Source organism: Pseudomonas sp. H1_D05, from assembly GCF_054682705.1.
This window is the reverse complement of record NZ_CP162825.1, coordinates 136427-157684: the sequence shown is the minus strand read 5'-3', so window position 1 is coordinate 157684 and position 21258 is coordinate 136427. Positions and strand designations below refer to the sequence as shown.

Below are 21258 nucleotides of genomic sequence, written 5' to 3'. Positions count from 1 at the left end.
AAGCAAGATGGTACAGGTGAGAGCACACCAGCCGATCAACACTGACGGCAGTATCAATCTCGAGGCTTGGCTCGATCACGCGGTCAGTGTCGATCTGGCACTGGATCGCGAAGCCTTGAAAGAAGCCTGCGAGTTCGCTCGCGAGGCCGAACAACAGTCCAATGCCAGGAAGAATCTGTGGGCCGAAGGCTCCGGCAGTTTCAGTACGGGCCTGGAAATCGCCGAGATTCTCGCCGACCTCAAGCTCGATCAGGATTCGCTGGTCGCAGCGGTCCTGTATCGCGGCGTGCGTGAAGGCCAGATCGAACTCGCGGCTGTCGGCCAGCGCTTCGGTCCGGTGGTGGCCAAGCTGATCGACGGCGTGCAGCGCATGGCCGCCATCAGTGCCAGCCTCAGCCCGCGTCAGTCGATGGTCATGGGCACGCAAGGGCAGGTGGAAAACCTGCGCAAGATGCTGGTGGCGATGGTCGATGACGTTCGCGTTGCCCTGATCAAACTCGCCGAACGCACCTGCGCCATTCGTGCGGTGAAAACCGCCGACGACGAAAAGCGTAACCGCGTCGCCCGCGAAGTCTTCGACATTTATGCGCCGCTCGCGCACCGCCTCGGCATCGGTCATATCAAATGGGAACTGGAGGACTTGTCCTTCCGTTATCTCGAGCCGGATCAATACAAGCAGATTGCCAAGTTGCTCCACGAGCGACGGCTGGACCGTGAGCGTTTCATCGCCGATGTGATGACCCAACTCAAGGATGAATTGCAGGCCACCGGCGTCGATGCCGACATCAGCGGCCGGGCCAAACACATCTATTCGATCTGGCGCAAAATGCAGCGCAAGGGTCTGGAATTCAGCCAGATCTACGACGTGCGTGCGGTGCGCGTGCTGGTCCCGGAAATGCGCGACTGCTACACCGCGCTCGGCATCGTCCACACCTTGTGGCGGCACATCCCGAAAGAATTCGACGACTACATCGCCAACCCGAAAGAGAACGGCTACCGCTCGCTGCACACGGCGGTGATCGGCCCTGAGGGTAAAGTGCTCGAGGTGCAGATCCGTACGCACTCGATGCACGAAGAGGCCGAACTCGGTGTCTGCGCGCACTGGCGCTACAAGGGCACCGACGTCAAATCCGGCTCGAACCACTACGAAGAGAAAATCTCCTGGCTGCGTCAGGTCCTCGAGTGGCACGAAGAACTGGGCGATATCGGTGGTCTGGCCGAACAGCTGCGTGTCGATATCGAGCCGGATCGGGTCTACATCTTCACCCCCGATGGCCACGCCATCGACCTGCCGAAAGGCGCGACGCCGCTGGACTTCGCTTATCGCGTGCACACCGAGATCGGCCACAACTGCCGTGGCGCGAAGATCAACGGGCGCATCGTGCCGCTCAACTACAGCCTGCAGACCGGTGAGCAGGTCGAGATCATCACCAGCAAGCACGGTACGCCGAGCCGCGACTGGCTGAACTCGAACCTCGGTTACGTCACTACCTCGCGGGCGCGGGCGAAGATCGTTCACTGGTTCAAATTGCAGGCGCGCGACCAGAACGTTGCCGCCGGTAAAACCCTGATCGAGCGCGAACTGACGCGCCTCGGTCTGCCTGCGGTGGACTTCGACAAGCTGGCCGACAAGGCCAACATGAAAACCGCCGAAGACATGTTTGCCGCCCTCGGTGCCGGCGACCTGCGTCTGGCGCAACTGGTCAACCTCGCGCAGCAACTGGTCGAACCGGAGCGCGGCAACGAGCAGCTGGAACTGATTCCACGCAAAGCCACCGGTTACAAACCGGGCAAGCGCGGCGACATTCAGATTCAGGGCGTCGGCAACCTGATGACGCAGATGGCCGGTTGCTGCCAGCCGCTGCCGGGCGATGCGATCGTCGGTTACATCACCCAGGGTCGTGGCGTGAGCATTCACCGTCAGGACTGCGCCTCGGTGCTGCAACTGGGTGGGCGCGAGCCGGAGCGGATCATCCAGGTCAGTTGGGGCCCTGTGCCGGTGCTCACCTATCCGGTGGACATCGTTATCCGCGCCTACGACCGTTCCGGTCTGCTGCGTGACGTCTCGCAGGTATTGCTCAACGAGCGCATCAACGTGCTGGCGGTCAACACCCGCTCGAACAAGGAAGACAACACCGCGCTGATGTCCCTGACGATCGAGATCCCGGGGCTGGATGCGCTGGGGCGGTTGCTCGGGCGGATTTCGCAGTTGCCGAACATCATCGAAACGCGGCGTAACCGTACCCCTTGAAGATGACCAATGTAGGAGTTGATCGTTCCCACGCTCCGCGTGGGAATGCCTCTAGGGACGCTCTGCGTCCAGTGACGCGGAGCGTCACGGGCTGCATTCCCACGCAGAGCGTGGGAACGATCAAGATCGCAGAAAGGGTTGAGTGAGATTTTGTATGTACAGCCTTGAAGACCTGCTCCACCTCATGAGCCGGCTGCGCGATCCGCAGTACGGTTGCCCGTGGGACATCAAGCAAACCTACGCGACCATCGTTCCGCACACCCTCGAAGAAGCCTACGAAGTGGCCGACGCCATCGAGCGCGGCGACTTCGATCACTTGCAGGGCGAGCTGGGCGATCTGCTGTTCCAGGTGGTGTATTACAGCCAGTTGGCCAAGGAAGAAGGGCGCTTTGAATTTGCCGGGGTGATCGACAGCATCACCCGCAAGCTGATCCGTCGTCACCCGCACGTGTTTCCCACCGGTGATCTGTACGCGCCGCTGGATGTGCCGCGCTTGAGCGAAGAACAGGTCAAACAACGCTGGGAAGAGATCAAGGCCGAAGAGCGCGCCGAGAAATCTGCCGCGCCCGAGCAACTGTCACTGCTCGATGACGTGCCGGCAACGTTGCCGGCATTGTCGCGTTCGGCCAAGTTGCAGAAGCGCGCAGGCCAGGTCGGTTTCGACTGGCCAGACGCCTTGCCGGTGCTCGACAAGGTGCGCGAAGAACTCGATGAAGTCCTCGAAGCCATGTCCGAAAACGATCCCGTCGCCGTGGCTGACGAGATCGGCGATCTGCTGTTTTCCGTGGTCAACCTGGCCCGGCATCTGAAGGTCGACCCGGAAACTGCGCTGCGTGGCGCCAACGGCAAGTTCGAAAGACGTTTCCGATTTATCGAACAGGCATTGCGCGACACCCACCGTCCCATAGAAGATTGCACCCTCGAAGAGTTGGACGCCCTGTGGGGTGAAGCCAAACGTCAGGAAAAGAATTTGCCCGGCTGCGGCTGAGCCACTGCCCAAGTGAGTAAGCACCATGAGTATTTCCCTTCGCGACCAGTTGCTCAAAGCAGGCCTGGTCAACCAAAAGCAGGCCAAGCAGGTCAGCAAGGACAAGCAAAAGCAGCAACGTCTGGCGCACAAAGGTCAGATCGAACTGGATGACTCGCAGCAGCGTGCCGCCCAGGAAGCCATGGCCGAGAAGGTCAAGCGTGACCAGGAGCTGAACCGTCAGCAGAAAGAGAAAGCCGAAGCCAAGGCGCGTGCCGCTCAGGTCAAACAACTGATCGAAGTCTCGCGTCTGCCGAAGCTGACCACCGAGGACTATTACAACTTCGTCGATGACAAGAAGGTCAAGCGTATCTCGGTCAACACACTGATGCGCAACAAGCTCAGCAGCGGTTCGCTGGCGATCGTGCACCATGCCGGCGGCTACGAAGTGATCCCGCGTGAAGCGGCCCTGAAGATCCAGGAGCGCGATCCACAGCGCATCGTCCAGCTCAACGTGCAGACCGAAGAGGTCAGCACCGAGGACGATCCGTACGCGGCGTATCAGATCCCTGATGACCTGATGTGGTAAATCGATAAAGCTGTAACAACGACAAACCCCGCTCATGGCGGGGTTTGTCGTTTTCAATGCTGTGGTTGAATCAGGAGGAACGGGTTTCGCGTTGTTGCTCTTGCACTTCGAGTTCGGCCTTGTAGTTGTGGGCATCGATCTCGTTGTGGAACATGCCGACCAGCAAGTCTTGTTGATGCACATCCCAGATGCGGATACCGGCGGCTACGCCTTCGTGGGACATGTGTGAATCGTCGCGTTCAGTTACTTTTACAGTCATCTGCTAGCTCCAAATCTCAAGTTATCTGCAGCAAGGCGTGTGCAGGACTCTTTTATATGATTTGTTAGCTTGCTAAGTAAACGCTTGATTTGCGCAAGGTGTTATTGCGTTTTTTGCAACAGTGCTGCAGCCCGCGTAATCCGCGACATTCGGTCGCAGGGCGGTAGGTTTCATGACAGAAGTTTCATTTTCAGAAGCGCCGAAACCCCATTGTGGGAGCCTGCTCGCGATAGCTGAGTGTCAGTAGCTGATGGCGGTGGCTGATCCACCGCTATCGCGAGCAGGCTCACTCCTACAGGGGATTTGTGTCGGCCATGAGTTTTGCGCAGGCGAAAAAAAACGCCCCGAACCAGTCGGGGCGTTTTCATGTGTGGCTCAAGCGGGGGGAATTACTTGCCTTCCCAGCGCTTCAGTACCAGCGTGGCGTTGGTGCCGCCGAAGCCGAAGCTGTTGCTCATCACAGTGTTGATGGTGGCGTTTTCGCGGGTCTTGGTCAGCACCGGCAGGTCGGCCACTTCAGGGTCCAGCTCGTCGATGTTGGCGGAACCGGCAATGAAGTTGCCTTCCATCATCAGCATGCAGTAGATCGCTTCGTGAACGCCGGCGGCGCCCAGGGAGTGACCGGACAGGCTCTTGGTCGAGCTGATCGCTGGTGCCTTGTCGCCGAACACTTCACGCACACCTTTCATTTCCGCGACGTCGCCGACCGGAGTCGAGGTGCCGTGGGTGTTCAGGTAGTCGATCGGCGTATCAACGGTGGACATCGCCATCTGCATGCAGCGGATCGCGCCTTCGCCACTTGGGGCAACCATGTCGTAGCCGTCGGACGTTGCGCCGTAGCCAACGATTTCGGCGTAGATCTTCGCGCCACGGGCCAGAGCGTGTTCCAGTTCTTCAACCACGACCATACCGCCACCGCCGGCAATGACGAAACCGTCACGGTCAGCGTCGTAGGCACGGGAAGCTTGTTCCGGGGTGTCGTTACGCTTGCTGGACAGAGCGCCCATTGCGTCGAACAGGAACGACTGGCTCCAGTGCTCTTCTTCACCACCACCGGCGAAAACGATGTCCTGCTTGCCCATCTGGATCTGTTCCATGGCGGTACCGATGCAGTGAGCACTGGTGGCGCAGGCAGATGCGATGGAGTAGTTCAGGCCTTTGATCTTGAATGGCGTGGCCAGGCAAGCGGAAACGGTGCTGCTCATGGTCCGCGTTACACGGTACGGGCCAACGCGCTTGACGCCTTTCTCGCGCAGGATGTCCAGCGCTTCCATCTGGTTCAGCGTGGAAGCACCACCGGAACCAGCGATCAGGCCGGTACGCGGGTTGGACACTTGCTCTTCGGTCAGGCCGGAGTCAGTGATGGCGTCTTTCATGGCCAGGTAGGCGTACGCGGCTGCGTGGCCGACGAAGCGATAGATCTTGCGATCGATCAGTTCTTCAAGGTTGAGGTCGATGGAGCCGGAAACCTGGCTACGCAGACCCATTTCAGCATATTCCGGGTTGAACCGGATGCCAGGGCGGCTTGCACGCAGGTTAGCGGAGACGGTCTCTTTGTCATTGCCCAGGCACGAAACGATGCCCAGACCAGTGATAACGACGCGGCGCATGCGAATAACCCTTAGAAGTTGTCAGTGGAGGTGAACACGCCGACGCGAAGGCCTTCGGCGGTGTAGATTTCGCGACCGTCGACAGTCACCGAACCATCGGCGATGGCCAGGTTCAGCTTGCCCTTGAGGACGCGTTTGATATGAATGTTGTAGGTGACTTTCTTGGCGGTCGGCAGCACCTGACCGAAGAACTTCACTTCGCCTGAACCCAGCGCACGGCCACGGCCCGGCAGGCCTTGCCAGCCCAGGAAGAAACCGACCAGTTGCCACATGGCATCCAGACCCAGGCAGCCCGGCATCACCGGATCGCCTTCGAAGTGGCACGCGAAGAACCACAGGTCAGGGTTGATATCCAGCTCGGCGACCAATTCACCTTTGCCGTACTTGCCGCCTTCTTCGCTGATCAGGGTGATGCGATCGACCATCAGCATGTTCGGGGCGGGCAGTTGCGCGTTACCTGGGCCGAACAGCTCACCGCGACTGCAGCGCAGCAGATCTTCCCGAGTAAAGGCGTTTTGTTTGGTCATGCGAGCTCCTCAATAATCCCATGCGGCAGGTGGGGCAAATCTTCCCGACCGTTCGAAGCGTTCATGCCTCGAACCGGCAGCCTACTCATAGACTATTGCGTTGTGGTGAAAGTCACAGCACCAAGGACATGAATGTACACTTGTGCACTGAAATTTTTATTCAAGCCTCTTTTGAGGCTCGTTCGGGTGCCTAAGACTGCCGCACTTTCGCTTTTCACGCCAGTCGCAGATGGTCGAAAGGCCCACACTACGACACCCAGCGCTGCAGAATCTGCTGCAGATCATTACGTTTGAACGGCTTCGCCAGATAATCGTTCATCCCCGCCGACAGGCAGGTTTCCCGGTCGCCCTGCAAGGCGTTGGCGGTCAGCGCGATGATCGGCACTTCGCTGCGTCCGGGTAGGCAACGGATCTGTCGGGTGGCCTCATAGCCATCGATGATCGGCAAACGGCAATCCATCAGAATCACTTCGAAGTCGCTGCCCTCGGCGCTGCGCACGGCTTGTGCGCCATCGGTAGCAACACTGACAGTAAAGCCCAGACTGCGCAGCATCGCTTCAATAACGGTCTGGTTCACTGGATTGTCTTCGACCAGCAAGACATTGCGTCCTTCACCATGCTCTTTGCCGTTCAGTGCACGCGGCGCAGCCAGGGGCGGCAGCGCCTGCTTATAGAGTGCCAGCGGAATTTCCAGAGTGAATACTGAACCGCGACCTTCCTCGCTCTGCGCGCGCAAGGTGCCGCCCATGCGTTCGGCCAGCGTGCGGGCGATCGGCAGACCGAGACCGGTGCCGCCATAGCGCCGTGAAATCGAACTGTCGGCCTGCTGGAAGGCATTGAACATCAACTCCAGACTTTCAGAAGAGATACCGATGCCGCTGTCACGCACCGAACAGGTGAACCACAGTAATTCGTGATCCAGCGACTGCCACTGCGCCTCGATGCTGACCCGGCCCTGTTCGGTGAATTTCAGCGCATTGCCAACCAGGTTGACCAAAATCTGCCGGATCCGCGTCGGATCGCCCTGCACCTGCAAACCGCGCATGTCGTCCGGGATGCGCAAGTTCAGCGCCAGACCCCGCTGCACCGCGCTGTGCTGGAACGACTGGGCGCAGGCGCCGATCAGTTCGGCGAGGTTGAACGGGATGTGCTCCAGTTCCAGTTCCGAGCGTTCGATGCGCGAGAAGTCGAGAATATCGTTGATGACTTTCAGCAGGTGTTCGGTGGACTCCGAGGCAAGGGCGGCGTATTCGACCTGCTCCTCGGTCATCTCAGTGGTTTCCAGCAGTTGCAGCATGCCCAGCACGCCGTTCATGGGCGTGCGCAGTTCGTGGCTCATCATCGCCAGAAAGTCCGACTTGGCGTTGTTGGCCTTTTCCGCCTCTTCGCGGGTCTGAATCAGTTGCGCCATGGCCTGGTGCTGCTCACGGCTGGCCTGTTCCAGCGCTTGGGCGAGGTTGTTGATGTGCTGCGACAGCGCGCCCAGTTCGGTGTCATCGACAATCGGCAGCGGGGTTTTGTAATCGCCGTCCTGAATCGCCTTGACTGCATCGCCGATGTCGCGAATCGGCTGCGACAGGCTGCCGGCCAGGCGTCGTGCCAATACGAAGGTGAAGAGCAGGGCGAACAGCGCGAGAATCCCGGCCTTGAACAGAATCTCCTGCTGGCGCTGGCTGAAGGCATCGTTGGACAAGCCAACGATTACTCGGCCCAGATAGTCCTCGCTGGCCCCGCCGTTGCTGACCTTGCCGTCCTGAAAGAAATCATTGTGCAGGGCGATGCGTTGCAGGCGCACCGGTGCCTGAAACACTTCAACCTGATGCGGGCGACTGTGCGCGGCGGCGGGCTGTTCGACGTACACCAGAATCCGGTTGGCGCTGTCCTGTATTTCGAGAAAGCGCACGTTGGGCGTGGCCAGTGTCGCTTTGAGCAGGCTTTCCAGCACTTCGTTATTGCCGGAAATCACCCCGTATTCAGTGGCGGGTGCCAGTTGGTTGGCGATCAGTTGGCCGGTGTGGTTCAGCTCCTGGCGCAGATCCTGAATGCGCACAAAGGTAAAGAAGCTGATCAGCAACAGGGTCAACAACAGCGCCGGGCCCAGACTGATCAACTGGGTGCGGGTGTTGATGTCCCAACGGCGACGAAAACTCATGGACGGCGTTCTCCTTCAGCCAGCGCTTGGGCGACAGACGCTTCATTTAGCGGCTCGATCCCTAGGGAACGAGCGACCTGCGCATTACTTGAGACTTTAAAACGTGTGGGGTAGAGCGTTCGCGGCCAACTGGCCGGCGATTGGTCGAGCAAATGATCGAGCACGGCCAGCCAGTCGTTCTGATCGCTGTAGGTACTCGCCAGGCTGCCGGCGCGGACGAACGCCACGTTAGGACCGACCAGCGCGACTTGCCGTGAATAGCTGCTGAGCAGCAGGTTTTTCGCGGTTTTCGGGTTGTACAGGTCGGGGTCGTCGAGGCCGAGTAACACGTCGCTGTTCTTCAGCACGGTTTGCAGCGGGCGGCTGTCGTGGATGTTGTCCCAGCGCTGGCTGACGATTTGCAGGTTCAGTGGTTTAGCGGCGAGATTGAGTTCGTTGAGGAGGAATTCGCTGTGTTGATCGAAGAGCACGCCGATGCGCTGGGCCTGGGGCAGAATGCGTCGGATCAACTGCAACTGGCGGCTCAGCGGTGGGTCACTCCACAGCAAACTCAGGTGCGCCGGTTGCGCGCTGCCGAGGCGCTGGCGCGCTTGCAGACGACTGATGCGCAGCACCAGCGTTGCCGGGCCTTGGGGGGCTTGCAGGCGCCAGTCGAGGCTCGGCAGGTCGAGCAGAATCAGGCGCAGACTGGCAGGCAGTTTTCCCGGTGCCGGCAGACTGGCCAACGGCTGGAAACGCACGTTGTCAGTCGGACGCAATTCGCTGAGTGCCTGGACGAATGCTTGCACGCCGGGACTTTCCTCGGCACCGGTCAACAGAATATCGGCGGCCTGCACCGCCACGCCATGCAGCCATGCGGTCAGAAACAGGCAAACCCCGGCCAGCCAGTGACCAAGGGTTGGCAGCGTCCGTGACGGCCGGTAGCGCATCCTAGAACTCCAGCTCAGCGCTGAAATACATCACCCGACGCTCGTCGTAATTATTGTCGACGAAGGTGGTCGGCGCATGGTCGAGGCGCTGTTGCAGCACGCCGGCCAGTTGCAGCTGGGCTTTGCCCAGCAGGATGCGTTTGGCGATGCGTGTGTCGACCCGCTCGAAACGGTAGCCATTGAGCGCGTTGTCGCCGTAATAGAAGAGGGCGCTGTTCCAGCCATGGCCCCAATCGCGCAGCCAACCGGCCGAACCGCTATTGCGTGAGGTGAATTGTTGATCCAGCGGATTGCTCGCTTCGGCATCGACAAAGGCGTAGGTGAACCGCAAGCGGTCGGCCAGGCTCACGCGCCAGTCGAGCTGGGTTTCGGTGCCACGAAACCGCGAGCTGTTGGCGTTGCTGGCGATGTATTGGTTGTTACGCAGCGGCTCACTGATCATTCCGGTGATCTCGTCGTAGAACAGCTTCACATCCAGGGCCAGGCCCAGCTCGGCGAAGTAGCCGTTGTAGCCCAGCTCCCGCGAGCGCATGTGCTCCTGATCGAGGTCGCCCGGGCCGCGCGTCTTGACGAAGTACCGCGCCGACGACTGGCCGTAAGCCGAAGGCCGCAGGTTGCTGACCTGATAGCTCCAGTTGACGTTGTTCTCGAACATGTCCGGCGAGCGGATCGCTTCCGAGTAAACCGCGCGCAGGCCGTGGCGCGGGTTGATCAGGTAATTGACGGCGAAGCGCGGCGTCAGCGAACTGCCGATCAGTTGCGTGTTTTCGAACATCGCACCGCCCTGCAACAGCCAGTGTTCAGTGGCACGCCATTCCAGTTGGCCGAACGCGCGCCACGTGGTGTCGTCCAGCGTGCCATTGAAGTAGGTTTCGGAGTCGGCGCGGTCGTAACGATAGTTCATGCCGCTGACCAGACGCAGGCTGTCGGACAGGCTGAGGGTGTCCTGCACTTCGAGGTCGTAGCGCGATTCCCGTGCGCTCTGGTCGATGTCGCCGCACAGGGTGCGGCTGGCGCCGTTACGCCATTGCTCGAGCACCTGATTGGCCAGGGCCATTTCCTGCGGGGTGCCGGGCGCAGCGCCGGGGCCGGTGAAACGGGTGATGTTGCGCGCCAGGCGTTCGGTGTAATTCGGGTTGAGTTGCCACAGTTGCGTCAGTTCGGGGCTGAACGACACCTCGGCATCGCAGGCGCGCCAGGTTTGCTGACGATCCCAGTGTTGCGCCGAGCCTTGTATATAAAGGCTGTGTTCGGGGTTGATGTCGAGGTTCCAGCGCACCGAGCCGGCGTAATCCTTGGCGACCACGTCGGAGTTGTTCCCGGCGGCAGTAATCCCGGAAAACACCGGACGATAGGTGTACGGCCGCTGGTTGCTGCCGTCCTTGGCGTTGACCTGCCAGTCGAGGCTCTGGTTATCGCTGAGGGTGTGGCTGACCGCGAGACTGAAACGGTTCAAGCGCCGGCTGTCACGGTAATCGGCGCCGCTGCGATCGCTGTCGAAGCCGTCGTCTTCTTGCCCGGACAACGACAGACGCAAGTCGCCGCCATTCCAGCCGGTGCCCTGGCTGGCGTAGAAATCGTTGATGCCGCGCTGACCACGGGTGTACTTCAGCCGCGTACCGTGGCTGTCCATCGGGTTTCGCGTGATGATGTTGACCACCGCCATCAGCGCGTTGGCGCCGTAGCTGACAGTGTTGGGGCCGCGAAAAACTTCGATGCGCTCGATGTCTTCCATGGCCACCGGAATATCGCTCCAGTCCACCGTGGACAAACCGGCGCGGTACACCGAGCGACCGTCGATCAGCACCTGCATGCGCCGTGCTTCGCTGGCGTTGGTGCCGTGGTAATTGACCGCCGCCTGATTGCCGCTGATGTTGCCGACCATCATCCCCGGCACCAGTCGCAGCAGTTCGCTGATATCGCGGGCACCGCTGGCGTGGATCAGTTCGTTGTCAATTACGGTCATGCTTCCCGGCACTTCCGCCGGTGTCTGCTTCAGGCGCGTGGCGGTCAGCACCTGGGGCAGTGCTTCGTTGTCCATGAACAGGTCGTCCGCCATTAATACCGGGCTGAACAGCAGCGCCAGTAAGACGGACGAACGCGGGGACGCAGAGCCAAAAGACACGACACAACCTTGATAGCGAAGAATTGGCGCGCATGTTAACCGAGGGCAGCGACATTTCCAGTCACGTTGCAGGCATTTTCCTAGGTTTTATTGGTCTTCTTCCTACAAGTGTCGGTAATTGTTGCTGGGGCTGGCCGCGCGTTGGCCGCCCCGTATAATGCCGGCATCGCCACTGGTATGGATTAACGGATTGCATATGACTGAACAGCGCCCGATTGCGGTCCTGGGAGGCGGAAGTTTTGGTACCGCCGTGGCCAATCTTTTGGCCGAGAACGGCCATCAAGTCCGGCAGTGGATGCGTGACCCCGAGCAGGCCGAGGCCATCCGGGTCAATCGCGAAAACCCGCGTTACCTCAAAGGCATCAAGATTCTGCCGGGGGTGACTGCCCTCACCGACCTGCAGGAAACCCTCGACGCCTGCGATTTGTGCTTTGTCGCGCTGCCGTCCAGCGCGTTGCGCACGGTGCTTGCCGCTCACGCCGAGCGGTTGAGCGGCAAGATGCTGGTCAGCCTGACCAAAGGCATCGAAGCGCAGACCTTCAAACTGATGAGCCAGATTCTCGAAGAAATCGCCCCGCAGGCGCGCATCGGCGTGTTGTCCGGGCCGAACCTGGCGCGCGAGATTGCCGAGCACGCACTGACCGCCACCGTGGTCGCCAGCGAAGACGAAGAACTGTGTAAAGCCGTGCAAGCCGCGCTACACGGTCGTACCTTCCGCGTTTACGCCAGTGCTGACCGTTTCGGTGTCGAACTGGGCGGGGCGTTGAAAAACGTTTACGCGATCATCGCCGGCATGGCGGTGGCGCTGGAGATGGGCGAGAACACCAAGAGCATGCTGATCACCCGGGCACTGGCGGAAATGACCCGTTTTGCCGTGAATCAGGGCGCTAATCCCATGACCTTCCTCGGTCTGGCCGGTGTCGGCGATCTGATCGTGACCTGTTCGTCGCCGAAGAGTCGCAACTATCAAGTCGGTTTTGCGCTGGGTCAGGGCTTGAGTCTCGACGAAGCGGTGTCGCGACTTGGTGAAGTCGCTGAAGGGGTCAACACCTTGAAGGTGCTCAAGGCCAAGTCTCAGGAAGTCGGCGTGTACATGCCACTGGTCGCCGGGCTGCATGCGATCCTCTTTGAAGGACGCACGCTGGAACAGGTGATCGGTCTACTGATGCGGGCCGAGCCGAAAACCGACGTCGATTTTATTTCCACCAGTGGTTTCAACTGATTCAGCACGGAGCAAGTCATGAACGATCCGAAAACCGAAGCCAAGTACGAATCCATCCTTCTGCGTGTGTTGTGGATGATCGTCTACGTGCTGGTCTGGCAAGTGGCGCAGTTCATCCTCGGCGCGGTGGTGCTGGTGCAACTGATCTATCGTTTGATCTATGGCGCCCCGAGCGCCAGCCTGATGAATTTCGGCGACAGCCTGAGCCAGTTTCTGGCGCAGATCGGCCGTTTCGGCAGTTTCCACAGCGACCAGAAACCGTGGCCGTTCGCCGACTGGCCAACCCCGCGTACTCCGGAAGGTGAAGCGCCGCACGCCGTCGCACCGGCACCGCATCCGGTTCGAGATGAGGAACCCAAGCTATGAAACTCTGGGTATTACGTCACGGTGAAGCCGTGCCTTTCGGCTCGTGCCCCGACTCCGAACGGGAGCTGACCGATCACGGCCGTAAAGAAGTCTGGAACAGCGCGGCCCATTTGATCGGCCAGCCGCTGACGGCGATCTACGCCAGCCCTTATCTGCGCGCGCAACAGACTGCGCAGATTGTCCGTGAGGCGCTGGGTTTCGAGCCGGAAATTCGCACGGTCGAGTGGCTGACGCCGGAGACCGACCCGGACAAGGTCACCGATCAACTGGTGTCGGTGAGCAACGTCCTGCTGGTCAGTCACAACCCGCTGGTGGGCAATCTGCTCAGCTATCTGCAGCATGGCGCCGGGTATCCGCCGGAGAAGGTCAGTACTGCCGGGTTGGCTGAGCTTGAAAGCGCAGAGCTGCTGATCGGCTCGATGAACCTCAACAGCCTCAAACATCCATAACGCTGGTTCCTTGTGGGAGCGAGCCTGCTCGCGAAAGCGGAGTGTCATTCATCATTTATGTGTCTGACAGCCTGCATTCGCGAGCAGGCTCGCTCCCACATTGGTTTCTGCGTAAACCATGAAATTATTTGTGTGAATTTTCCAACCAAGCACTTGCTTGGTTGACTACGCTTGCTCCAGACCCAAAAAACAGGAGCGAGTCGCATGTCTGCCGCCTTCCGTTTGCCGCTGGACGTGTTCTACGAACGTGAAGCCCGGCACCCGCGTCAGCGCTTCCTCGTGCAGCCCATTGGCGGCGGCCAGGTCGAGACGCTGAGCTGGGCCGACGTCGGCCATCAGGCCCGCTGCGCCGCACATTGGTTGCGTGCGCGGGAGTTGCCGCAGGGCAGCCATATCGCCCTGATCTCGAAAAACTGCGCGCACTGGATCATCGCCGACCTGGCGATCTGGATGGCCGGGCACGTCTCCGTTCCGCTGTATCCCAACCTCACCGCCGACTCCGTTGCGCAAGTGCTCAATCACTCGGAAAGCGTCCTGGCCTTCATCGGCAAGCTCGACGACTGGCCGGGCATGTGCAAAGGCGTGCCGGCGGATCTGCCGACCATTAGTCTGCCACTGCACCCGCCCGGGGATTTCGAATTCAGTTGGGCGGACTTGCAGCGCAGTTCGCCGATTCAGGATGATCCCCGTCCGGCGGCCGAGCAATTGGCGACGATCATTTACACCTCCGGCACCACCGGCCTGCCCAAAGGCGTGATGCACAGTTTTGCCAATCTCGGTTTCGCCACGACGCGCGGCACGCAACTGTTCGGGCTTAACGAGAACGATCGATTGCTCTCGTACTTGCCGCTGTGCCACGTCGCCGAGCGCATGTTCGTAGAACTGGCGTCGATCTACACCGGGCAGACGGTTTTCTTCGCCGAGAGCCTTGAGACCTTCATCACTGACCTGCAGCGAGCACGGCCGACCGCGATGTTCGGTGTGCCGCGCATCTGGACCAAATTCCAGATGGGCGTGTACAGCAAGATCCCGGCGAAACGTCTGGATTTTCTTCTCGGTCTGCCATTCATTAGCAAGCGCGTTGGTCACAAGGTACTGGCAGGCCTGGGGCTGGATGCTTTGCGCGTGGCGTTATCCGGTGCCGCGCCGGTGCCGCAGACCTTGCTCGCCTGGTATCAGAAACTTGGCCTGGATGTGCTGGAGGTCTACGGCATGACCGAGAGTTGCGGCTACTCGCACATCTGCCTGCCGGGGCAATACAAGCAGGGTTGGATCGGCAAGCCGTGCCCGGATGTCGAAGTACGCATCGATGAGTCGGGCGAGGTGCAGGTGCGCAGTCAGGCGAACATGCTCGGCTATTTCAAGGAACCGCAGAAGACCGCCGAAACCCTGACTGAGGACGGCTTTCTGCGCACCGGTGACAAGGGCGAACAGGATGCTGAAGGGCGCCTGCGCCTGACTGGCCGACTCAAGGAGATCTTCAAGACCAGCAAGGGCAAATATGTTGCCCCGGCACCGATCGAAAATCGCTTGGCCGTGCATTCGCGGATTGAACAGGTGTGCGTGGTAGGGGACGGCCTAAGCGCGCCACTCGGCTTGTGCGTCTTGTCGACGGTCAATCAGGAGGAGGGCCGGGCGAGCCTGCATTCGAGCCTGGAAAAACTCCTCGAAGAGGTCAACGCCGTGCTCGACAAGCACGAACGCCTGCGTCGACTGGTGGTGGTCAAGGACAGTTGGGCGGTGGAAAACGGCTTCCTCACGCCAACCCTGAAGATCAAGCGCAACGTCATCGAAGACACCTATGGCGCGCGTTTCGAAGAATGGAGCGAGCGCAGCGAGGCGGTGCTGTGGCAGGATTGAGCGACCACTAAAACAACAAAGGAAGTCTGCGATGAGCTTGTGGCGTACCACTCCGAACATCGAGCAGTTGAACGCAATCCAGAAGAACACCATTGGCGAAGTGCTGGACATCCGCTTCGAAGCGTTCGACGAAGAATCGCTGACTGCAAGCATGGCCATCGACCATCGCACCCATCAGCCCTACGGTTTGCTGCACGGCGGCGCCTCGGTGGTACTGGCAGAAACCGTCGGTTCGATGGCCAGCTATCTGTGCATCGATGCCAGCAAGTTTTACTGCGTGGGACTTGAGATCAACGCCAACCATCTGCGCGGCTTGCGCAGTGGGCGGGTGACGGCGGTGGCTAAGCCGATTCACATTGGTCGCACCACGCATGTGTGGGACATTCGCTTGACCAGTGATGAAGGCAAGGCCAGTTGTGTGTCGCGGTTGACCATGGCGGTGGTGCCGTTGGGTGAGCAGCCGCCGGTGCGTTGAGTGGGGTTCTTCAGTGATCAGCCCCTCACCCCAGCCCTCTCCCAGAGGGAGAGGGGGCCGACCTCGTTGTTTTCACGTGCTTCATCGACCTGAGATACCGAGTCGAATACAGATTCGGAAAAGCATGGAGATCGGCTCCCTTTCCCCCTCGCCCCCTGGGGGTGAGGGGGTAGCGATCCGACTGACTCACCATAGCCCTGACCGGACTGTCATCATTCCTGGCAGTTACGGTCATTGCTGTAAGGCGCGGTCTTACGGACAATCAACGCCACGTTTCCCGCTCATGGATTTGCCAGCATGTCGCAACCGATCTTTTTCGCCCACGCCAACGGCTTCCCTTCGGGCACCTATGGCAAATTGTTCGCGGCGCTGGCGCCCGAGTACCGGGTCGCGCATCTGGAGCAGCATGCCCATGACCCGCGTTTCCCGGCGGATGACAATTGGTACAACCTCGTCGACGAGTTGATCCACCATTTGCAGCAGCAGGATCAGCCGGTGTGGGGCGTCGGCCATTCGTTCGGCGGCGTACTGCATTTGCACGCGGCACTGCGTTGCCCTGAGCTGTATCGCGGCGTGGTGATGCTCGATTCGCCGGTGCTGACCCGCACTGATCAGTGGGTAATCCGCGCGGCCAAGCGCTTTGGCTTCATCGACAGACTGACCCCGGCCGGCCGCACGTTGGGCCGGCGCGAAGAGTTCGCCGACCTCGACAGTGCGCGCAGCTATTTTGCTGGCAAGACGCTGTTTCGCGGCTTCGATCCGGAATGTTTCGACGCCTACCTGCAGCACGGTTTGCACAAGGTTGGCGACAAACTGCGCCTGCGTTTCGACCCGGCCACCGAGATCAGCATCTATCGCGGCGTGCCGCACACCAGCCCTGGCCGTACCGGTCAATTGCAAGTGCCGCTGGCGGTGGTGCGGGGGCATACGAGTCGTGTGGTCATGCGCCATCACACCCGTTTCGTTTCGCGTCTGGCCCAGGGCGAGGCGTTGAGCATGCCCGGCGGCCACATGTTCCCGCTTGAGCGTCCACAGGACACCGCGCGGTTGTTGAAGAATCTGTTTACCCGTTGGGAGCACCGTCAGAACAAGGATTGCGCATGAGTCCGACCTTCGAAGAAGTGCGCCTGAGCCTGCCGCATATAGAACTGGCCGCGCATTTATTCGGGCCCGAGGACGGGCTGCCGGTGATTGCACTGCATGGTTGGCTCGACAATGCCAACAGCTTTGCCCGATTGGCGCCCAAACTCAAAGGCTTGCGCATCATTGCGTTGGACATGGCCGGGCACGGGCACTCCGGGCATCGGCCGAACGGCGCCGGCTATGCGCTGTGGGATTACGCCCATGACGTGCTGCAAGTCGCCGAACAACTGGGCTGGAAGCGTTTCGGCCTGCTCGGGCATTCGATGGGCGCCATCGTTTCCATGGTGCTGGCGGGTTCGCTGCCGGAACGCATCAGCCATCTGGCGCTGATCGACGGCGTCATTCCTCCTACAGACAAAGGCGAAAACGCCGCCGAGCGCATGGGCATGGCCCTGCAAGCGCAACTGGATCTGCGCGAGAAGCGCAAACCGGTTTACAGCACCCTCGACCGTGCCATCGAAGCGCGCATGAAAGGTCTGGTGGCGGTCAGCCGTGAGGCGGCTGAATTGTTGGCCCAGCGCGGTCTGATGCCGGTGCCCGGCGGTTACACCTGGCGCACCGACAATCGCCTGACCCTGCCTTCGCCGCTGCGTCTGACCCAGGAACAGGCAATGGCTTTCGCGCTGCGGGTCAGTTGTCCGGCGCAGCTGGTGGTCGCGGCTGACGGCATGCTCGCCAAACATCCGGAGCTGCTGGAGCGTCTACCCTTTAGCCGGGAACAGTTGGCGGGCGGGCACCATTTGCACCTGAACGACGAGGCGGGTGCCGGCCTTGTAGCAGACTGTTTCAATCGGTTCTTCGCCATTCCTTGACTTGCTGCGGGCAACTGTCGAGGCTGGGCGGGTTGAAATGGGAGACAACTACGATGGATTTCTATACCGCTGCGACCTCGAATTACCCAGTCATGCCGATCCGATGAGCCTGACTATGCGGTCACTCAGTCTGTTGGCACTGTGCTGTTTCAGTACCGTTTCGTTCGCCGCCGATGTGCCGGGCAGTCAGGATCTGCAGATCGTGCCGCGTCTGGCCGATGCACAGATCGTCGACTACCGCCCGCCTGTGGAGCTTGAGCGGATCTATCCGCTGGGCTCGATCCGCAAGATCAGCGGGCAGCTGCGTTTCGACGGTCAGGTCACCGCCCGTGGCCAGACCACTTCGGTGACCTACGAGTTGCCCCCCGAACACTCCGCCACCGAAGCCTTTACTGCCGCTCGTGAAGCCCTGCAAAAGCAGGACGCCGAATTGCTGTTCTGGTGTCAGGCGCGTGATTGCGGTGAAAGCAGCCTGTGGGCCAACGAGGTGTTCGGCAACGCCAAGTTGTACGGTGCTGACGAACAACAGGCGTATCTGTTGTTGAGACTGGCCGCACCGCGTGACAACACGCTGGTGGCGCTTTACAGCATCACGCGTGGCAATCGCAAAGCCTATCTGCATGTCGAACAGTTCGAGGCGGCTGCACCGTTGGGTGAGCTGCTGCCGACCTCGGCCACCCTGTTGCGTCAGTTGAAAAGCACCGGTGAACTGGATTTTCCTGATCGCGTGAATGATCCGGACGATACATGGCTACGCCTGATTTCCCGTGGCCTTAATCTCGATACGACGTTGCGCGTGACGGTGTCCGGGCCGAAAGCCGAGGCATGGCGACAGGCCCTGATCAATCAGGGCGTGCGGGCGGCACGCATGGAGACCGGCAGTGTTGAAGGCTCTGGCCTGCGCATCGATCTGTTGCGTTAAGCTGTTTCGGGCGAGCACGAACTGCGTGTTCGCCTACTCTTTGCCTGACTGACTTTTTCGAGATCTTACATGCTCAATAACGATCGCCTGCTGGTGCAGATCCTGCTGCTGGTGTTGTTTGGTGCCAGCCTGTGGGTGATGGCGCCGTTCTGGTCGGCCCTGTTCTGGGGCGCGGTGCTGGCATTCGCCAGTTGGCCGCTGATGCGTCTGTTGACCCGCTGGCTCAATGGCCGTGAGTCGCTGGCTGCGGGGATTCTGACGCTGGGCTGGATGCTGCTGGTGGCCGCGCCGCTGGTCTGGCTGGGGTTCAACGTGGGGGATCATGTGCGTGATGCCACGGCGTTCATCAAGGATGTGCAGGTCGACGGTCTGCCGGAAGCGCCGGTGTGGCTGGGGACTTTGCCGTTTGTGGGCGAGCGCCTGGTCGGGCTGTGGAACAGCATCGATCAGCAGGGCGCCGCGCTGATGGTGTCGATCAAACCTTATCTGGGGCAGGTCGGTAACTGGCTGCTGGCGCGCAGTGCGCAGATTGGTGGCGGGATTCTCGAGCTGACGTTGAGCATTGTCTTTGTGTTCTTTTTCTATCGTGACGGGCCGCGACTGGCGGCGTTTGTGCACAGTCTGCTGGAGCGCTTGATCGGGGATCGCGCGGGCTATTACATCGAGCTGGTCGCCGGGACTGTGCAGCGCGTGGTCAACGGGGTGATCGGCACGGCGGCGGCGCAGGCGGTTCTGGCGTTGATCGGGTTTTTGATTGCCGGGGTGCCGGGGGCGCTGGTGCTCGGGATTGTCACCTTCCTGTTGAGTCTGATTCCGATGGGGCCGCCGTTGGTGTGGGTGCCGGCGACGGCTTGGCTGGCGTGGAAGGGTGAGTACGGGATGGCGGTGTTTCTCGGGATCTGGGGGACGTTTGTCATCAGTGGGGTGGATAACGTGCTCAAGCCGTATTTGATCAGCCGCGGGGGGAATTTGCCGTTGGTGATTGTGTTGCTTGGGGTGTTTGGCGGGTTGATTGCGTTTGGGTTTATCGGGTTGTTTATCGGGCCTACGTTGTTGGCGGTGGCTTATAGTTTGTTGACGGATTGGAGCAAGAGTCAGGGGCGGGTTGAGGATCGGCGGTAGCTGTTTTGGGTTTGGGTGTATATCCATTGCTGCGGTAACGGCTGCTTAGGGTTCCGCCCTTACGGCGGGTCACCTTTTCCAAACGCCGAAAAGGTAACCCAAAAGGCTTGCTCCTACGTGCGGCCCGCTCGCTGGGGCTCGGGGGTTCCTTCGCTGCGGGATCGATCCGGGCGCAGCGCCTACGGTTTGCTTCGCTGCACCTCCTCTCGCTGTGTTTGGCTGCGCCAAACGGTCGCTGCGCTCCCACGCCCGGATCAATCCCTCCACTCAGCCTTCCGACGTCGCCCGTGGATCAAGATCAAAAGCAGGCGAGCTGACACTCGGCCTATTGAGTGGTGAAGAGCGCGGGTGTTCGGCTTTTGATTTGCGTTGTTGCTGCCCCTCACCCCAGCCCTCTCCCGAGGGAGAGGGGGCTGAAATGTGTGCTTTTCAAAGCCTCAGTTCGACTCGGTATTTCACGTCGGCGTAACTCTCCCAAACACCTCGATCAGTCCCCTCTCCCTCTGGGAGAGGGTTAGGGTGAGGGGCTTTTGATCTGTTTCAGAATCTGAGTTCGACTCGGTATTTCACGTCGGCGTAGCTCTCCCAAACACCTCGGTCAGTCCCCTCTCCCTCTGGGAGAGGGCTAGGGTGAGGGGCTTTTGATTGTCTGCGGCAAATAGTGTCTTCGACTCAAGTCGCCACATTCAAATACTTGCCCACCGACGCCGTTTTCTCCAGCGAGTACTGTTTGCTCAAATTGGCAATCATGCGGTTCAGGGCTTCGGTGGTGCTCTGGGTAGAAGCGGTCTGTTCTTCATCCGGCCGTTCTCGCCCTGCCTGTAAAGCCGCTTTCAGCTCGTCGCTGCTTACACCGCCGCTGCTGTCGCTATCGAGCACCTTGAGCAGCGCGGCACTGGTGTCAGTGCTGGTGGTTGAAGTCGCGCTGTCGCTGGCTTGCAGTGCGCTGCCGAGTTCTGTCGCGGTCACGCTGCCGTCGCCATCCGCATCAAGTTGGCTGAACAGTTCGTCGCTGCTGATGGCGCCGTCACCGTCGCTGTCGAGGGCGCTGATCAGGGCGTCGGCGAGGTCGGTGTCCGGTGCTTGATCGTGTGGCGGTGGCGGGGGCGCCATGGCGGTCAATTCTTCGGCGCTGAGGCTGCCGCTGGCATCGCTGTCCAGATCACCGAATTGTTTACTCAGTTTGACCAGCAGACCGTCGTCGTTCTTCTGCGACAGGGCGCTTTTCAGTTCGTCCTGATCCACTGCGCCGTCGCCGTTGCTGTCGAGTTTGGCGAACAGTTCTTTTTGCAGTTGCTGGCTGCGGGCGTTTTGCGTGGAGGTACTGCTGGTGCTGGTATAGCTCGTGTAGTTGCTGACGCTACCGATCATCGGACTCACTCCCTGGAATGGAAAACCGGTGGGTGTACCGGCTTATGCAGCGTCGGGGCGCAAGTTGTCGGGGGTATGTGGGATTTGTACCGGTGGGTACACACGAT

19 protein-coding genes are annotated in these 21258 nt (G+C 60.3%); 12 read left to right on the top strand and 7 right to left on the bottom strand.

The window, feature by feature from the left end; genetic code table 11:
* Positions 1 to 7: 7 nt before the first annotated feature.
* The 3 genes from relA (at position 8) to AB4O11_RS00775 (ending at position 3807) form a co-directional block, all read left to right on the top strand.
* Positions 8 to 2251: a GTP diphosphokinase gene (gene relA / locus AB4O11_RS00785; protein ID WP_077574114.1), complete on the top strand. Its 2244-nt coding sequence runs from the start codon at positions 8 to 10 to the stop codon at positions 2249 to 2251.
* A gap of 154 nt (positions 2252 to 2405) precedes the next feature.
* A complete protein-coding gene (gene mazG, locus AB4O11_RS00780) occupies positions 2406 to 3239 on the top strand; it encodes a nucleoside triphosphate pyrophosphohydrolase (RefSeq protein ID WP_460111582.1) in 834 nt (277 codons plus the stop codon).
* A 25-nt stretch (positions 3240 to 3264) separates the two neighbouring features.
* Positions 3265 to 3807, top strand: a complete 543-nt coding sequence (locus tag AB4O11_RS00775) for a DUF2058 domain-containing protein (RefSeq protein ID WP_016987455.1) — start codon at positions 3265 to 3267, stop codon at positions 3805 to 3807.
* 70 nt (positions 3808 to 3877) lie between these two features.
* Here AB4O11_RS00775 and AB4O11_RS00770 read toward each other — a convergent pair whose 3' ends face one another.
* The 6 genes from AB4O11_RS00770 to AB4O11_RS00745 all read right to left on the bottom strand — a co-directional run bounded on the left by AB4O11_RS00770 (position 3878) and on the right by AB4O11_RS00745 (position 11409).
* Positions 3878 to 4066: a hypothetical protein gene (locus AB4O11_RS00770; protein WP_077574113.1), complete on the bottom strand. Its 189-nt coding sequence runs from the start codon at positions 4064 to 4066 to the stop codon at positions 3878 to 3880.
* 389 nt (positions 4067 to 4455) lie between these two features.
* The gene (fabB, locus tag AB4O11_RS00765; protein ID WP_007968959.1) at positions 4456 to 5676 is read right to left on the bottom strand and encodes a beta-ketoacyl-ACP synthase I; all 1221 of its coding nucleotides are present in this window, start codon (positions 5674 to 5676) and stop codon (positions 4456 to 4458) included.
* An 11-nt stretch (positions 5677 to 5687) separates the two neighbouring features.
* A complete protein-coding gene (gene fabA / locus AB4O11_RS00760) occupies positions 5688 to 6203 on the bottom strand; it encodes a 3-hydroxyacyl-[acyl-carrier-protein] dehydratase FabA (protein WP_003227150.1) in 516 nt (171 codons plus the stop codon).
* Positions 6204 to 6450: 247 nt separating this feature from the next.
* On the bottom strand, positions 6451 to 8355 hold the full coding sequence (locus AB4O11_RS00755; RefSeq protein ID WP_093442229.1) for an ATP-binding protein: 1905 nt from the start codon (positions 8353 to 8355) through the stop codon (positions 6451 to 6453).
* Entirely contained in the window at positions 8352 to 9284 is a 933-nt protein-coding gene (locus AB4O11_RS00750) for an ABC transporter substrate-binding protein (RefSeq protein ID WP_460129817.1), read from the bottom strand. Before AB4O11_RS00750 ends, AB4O11_RS00755 begins: the two co-directional genes overlap by 4 nt.
* A 1-nt stretch (position 9285) precedes the next feature.
* Positions 9286 to 11409, bottom strand: coding sequence for a TonB-dependent receptor plug domain-containing protein (locus AB4O11_RS00745; RefSeq protein ID WP_460129815.1), 2124 nt, complete (start codon positions 11407 to 11409; stop codon positions 9286 to 9288).
* A 196-nt stretch (positions 11410 to 11605) separates the two neighbouring features.
* On the opposite strand from AB4O11_RS00745, the gene AB4O11_RS00740 reads away from it, so the two are divergent.
* The 9 genes from AB4O11_RS00740 (at position 11606) to AB4O11_RS00700 (ending at position 19780) form a co-directional block, all read left to right on the top strand.
* Entirely contained in the window at positions 11606 to 12631 is a 1026-nt protein-coding gene (locus tag AB4O11_RS00740; protein ID WP_460091933.1) for an NAD(P)H-dependent glycerol-3-phosphate dehydrogenase, read from the top strand.
* Positions 12632 to 12649: 18 nt separating this feature from the next.
* On the top strand, positions 12650 to 12997 hold the full coding sequence (locus tag AB4O11_RS00735) for a DUF4389 domain-containing protein (protein ID WP_008087808.1): 348 nt from the start codon (positions 12650 to 12652) through the stop codon (positions 12995 to 12997).
* A complete protein-coding gene (gene sixA, locus AB4O11_RS00730) occupies positions 12994 to 13446 on the top strand; it encodes a phosphohistidine phosphatase SixA (protein ID WP_186624785.1) in 453 nt (150 codons plus the stop codon). Before AB4O11_RS00735 ends, sixA begins: the two co-directional genes overlap by 4 nt.
* A gap of 204 nt (positions 13447 to 13650) precedes the next feature.
* Positions 13651 to 15306: an AMP-binding protein gene (locus AB4O11_RS00725; RefSeq protein ID WP_460129812.1), complete on the top strand. Its 1656-nt coding sequence runs from the start codon at positions 13651 to 13653 to the stop codon at positions 15304 to 15306.
* Positions 15307 to 15337: 31 nt separating this feature from the next.
* Positions 15338 to 15781, top strand: coding sequence for a hotdog fold thioesterase (locus AB4O11_RS00720; RefSeq protein ID WP_414925596.1), 444 nt, complete (start codon positions 15338 to 15340; stop codon positions 15779 to 15781).
* A 297-nt stretch (positions 15782 to 16078) separates the two neighbouring features.
* Positions 16079 to 16885, top strand: coding sequence for an alpha/beta fold hydrolase (locus AB4O11_RS00715; RefSeq protein WP_460091929.1), 807 nt, complete (start codon positions 16079 to 16081; stop codon positions 16883 to 16885).
* Positions 16882 to 17736: an alpha/beta hydrolase gene (locus tag AB4O11_RS00710; protein ID WP_460091926.1), complete on the top strand. Its 855-nt coding sequence runs from the start codon at positions 16882 to 16884 to the stop codon at positions 17734 to 17736. Before AB4O11_RS00715 ends, AB4O11_RS00710 begins: the two co-directional genes overlap by 4 nt.
* A gap of 115 nt (positions 17737 to 17851) precedes the next feature.
* A complete protein-coding gene (locus tag AB4O11_RS00705) occupies positions 17852 to 18658 on the top strand; it encodes a DUF4892 domain-containing protein (protein ID WP_093442271.1) in 807 nt (268 codons plus the stop codon).
* 69 nt (positions 18659 to 18727) lie between these two features.
* On the top strand, positions 18728 to 19780 hold the full coding sequence (locus tag AB4O11_RS00700; protein WP_116256259.1) for an AI-2E family transporter: 1053 nt from the start codon (positions 18728 to 18730) through the stop codon (positions 19778 to 19780).
* A gap of 672 nt (positions 19781 to 20452) precedes the next feature.
* Here AB4O11_RS00700 and xopAW read toward each other — a convergent pair.
* Positions 20453 to 21151: a XopAW family type III secretion system calcium-binding effector gene (gene xopAW, locus AB4O11_RS00695; RefSeq protein WP_460091924.1), complete on the bottom strand. Its 699-nt coding sequence runs from the start codon at positions 21149 to 21151 to the stop codon at positions 20453 to 20455.
* Positions 21152 to 21258: the final 107 nt, after the last annotated feature.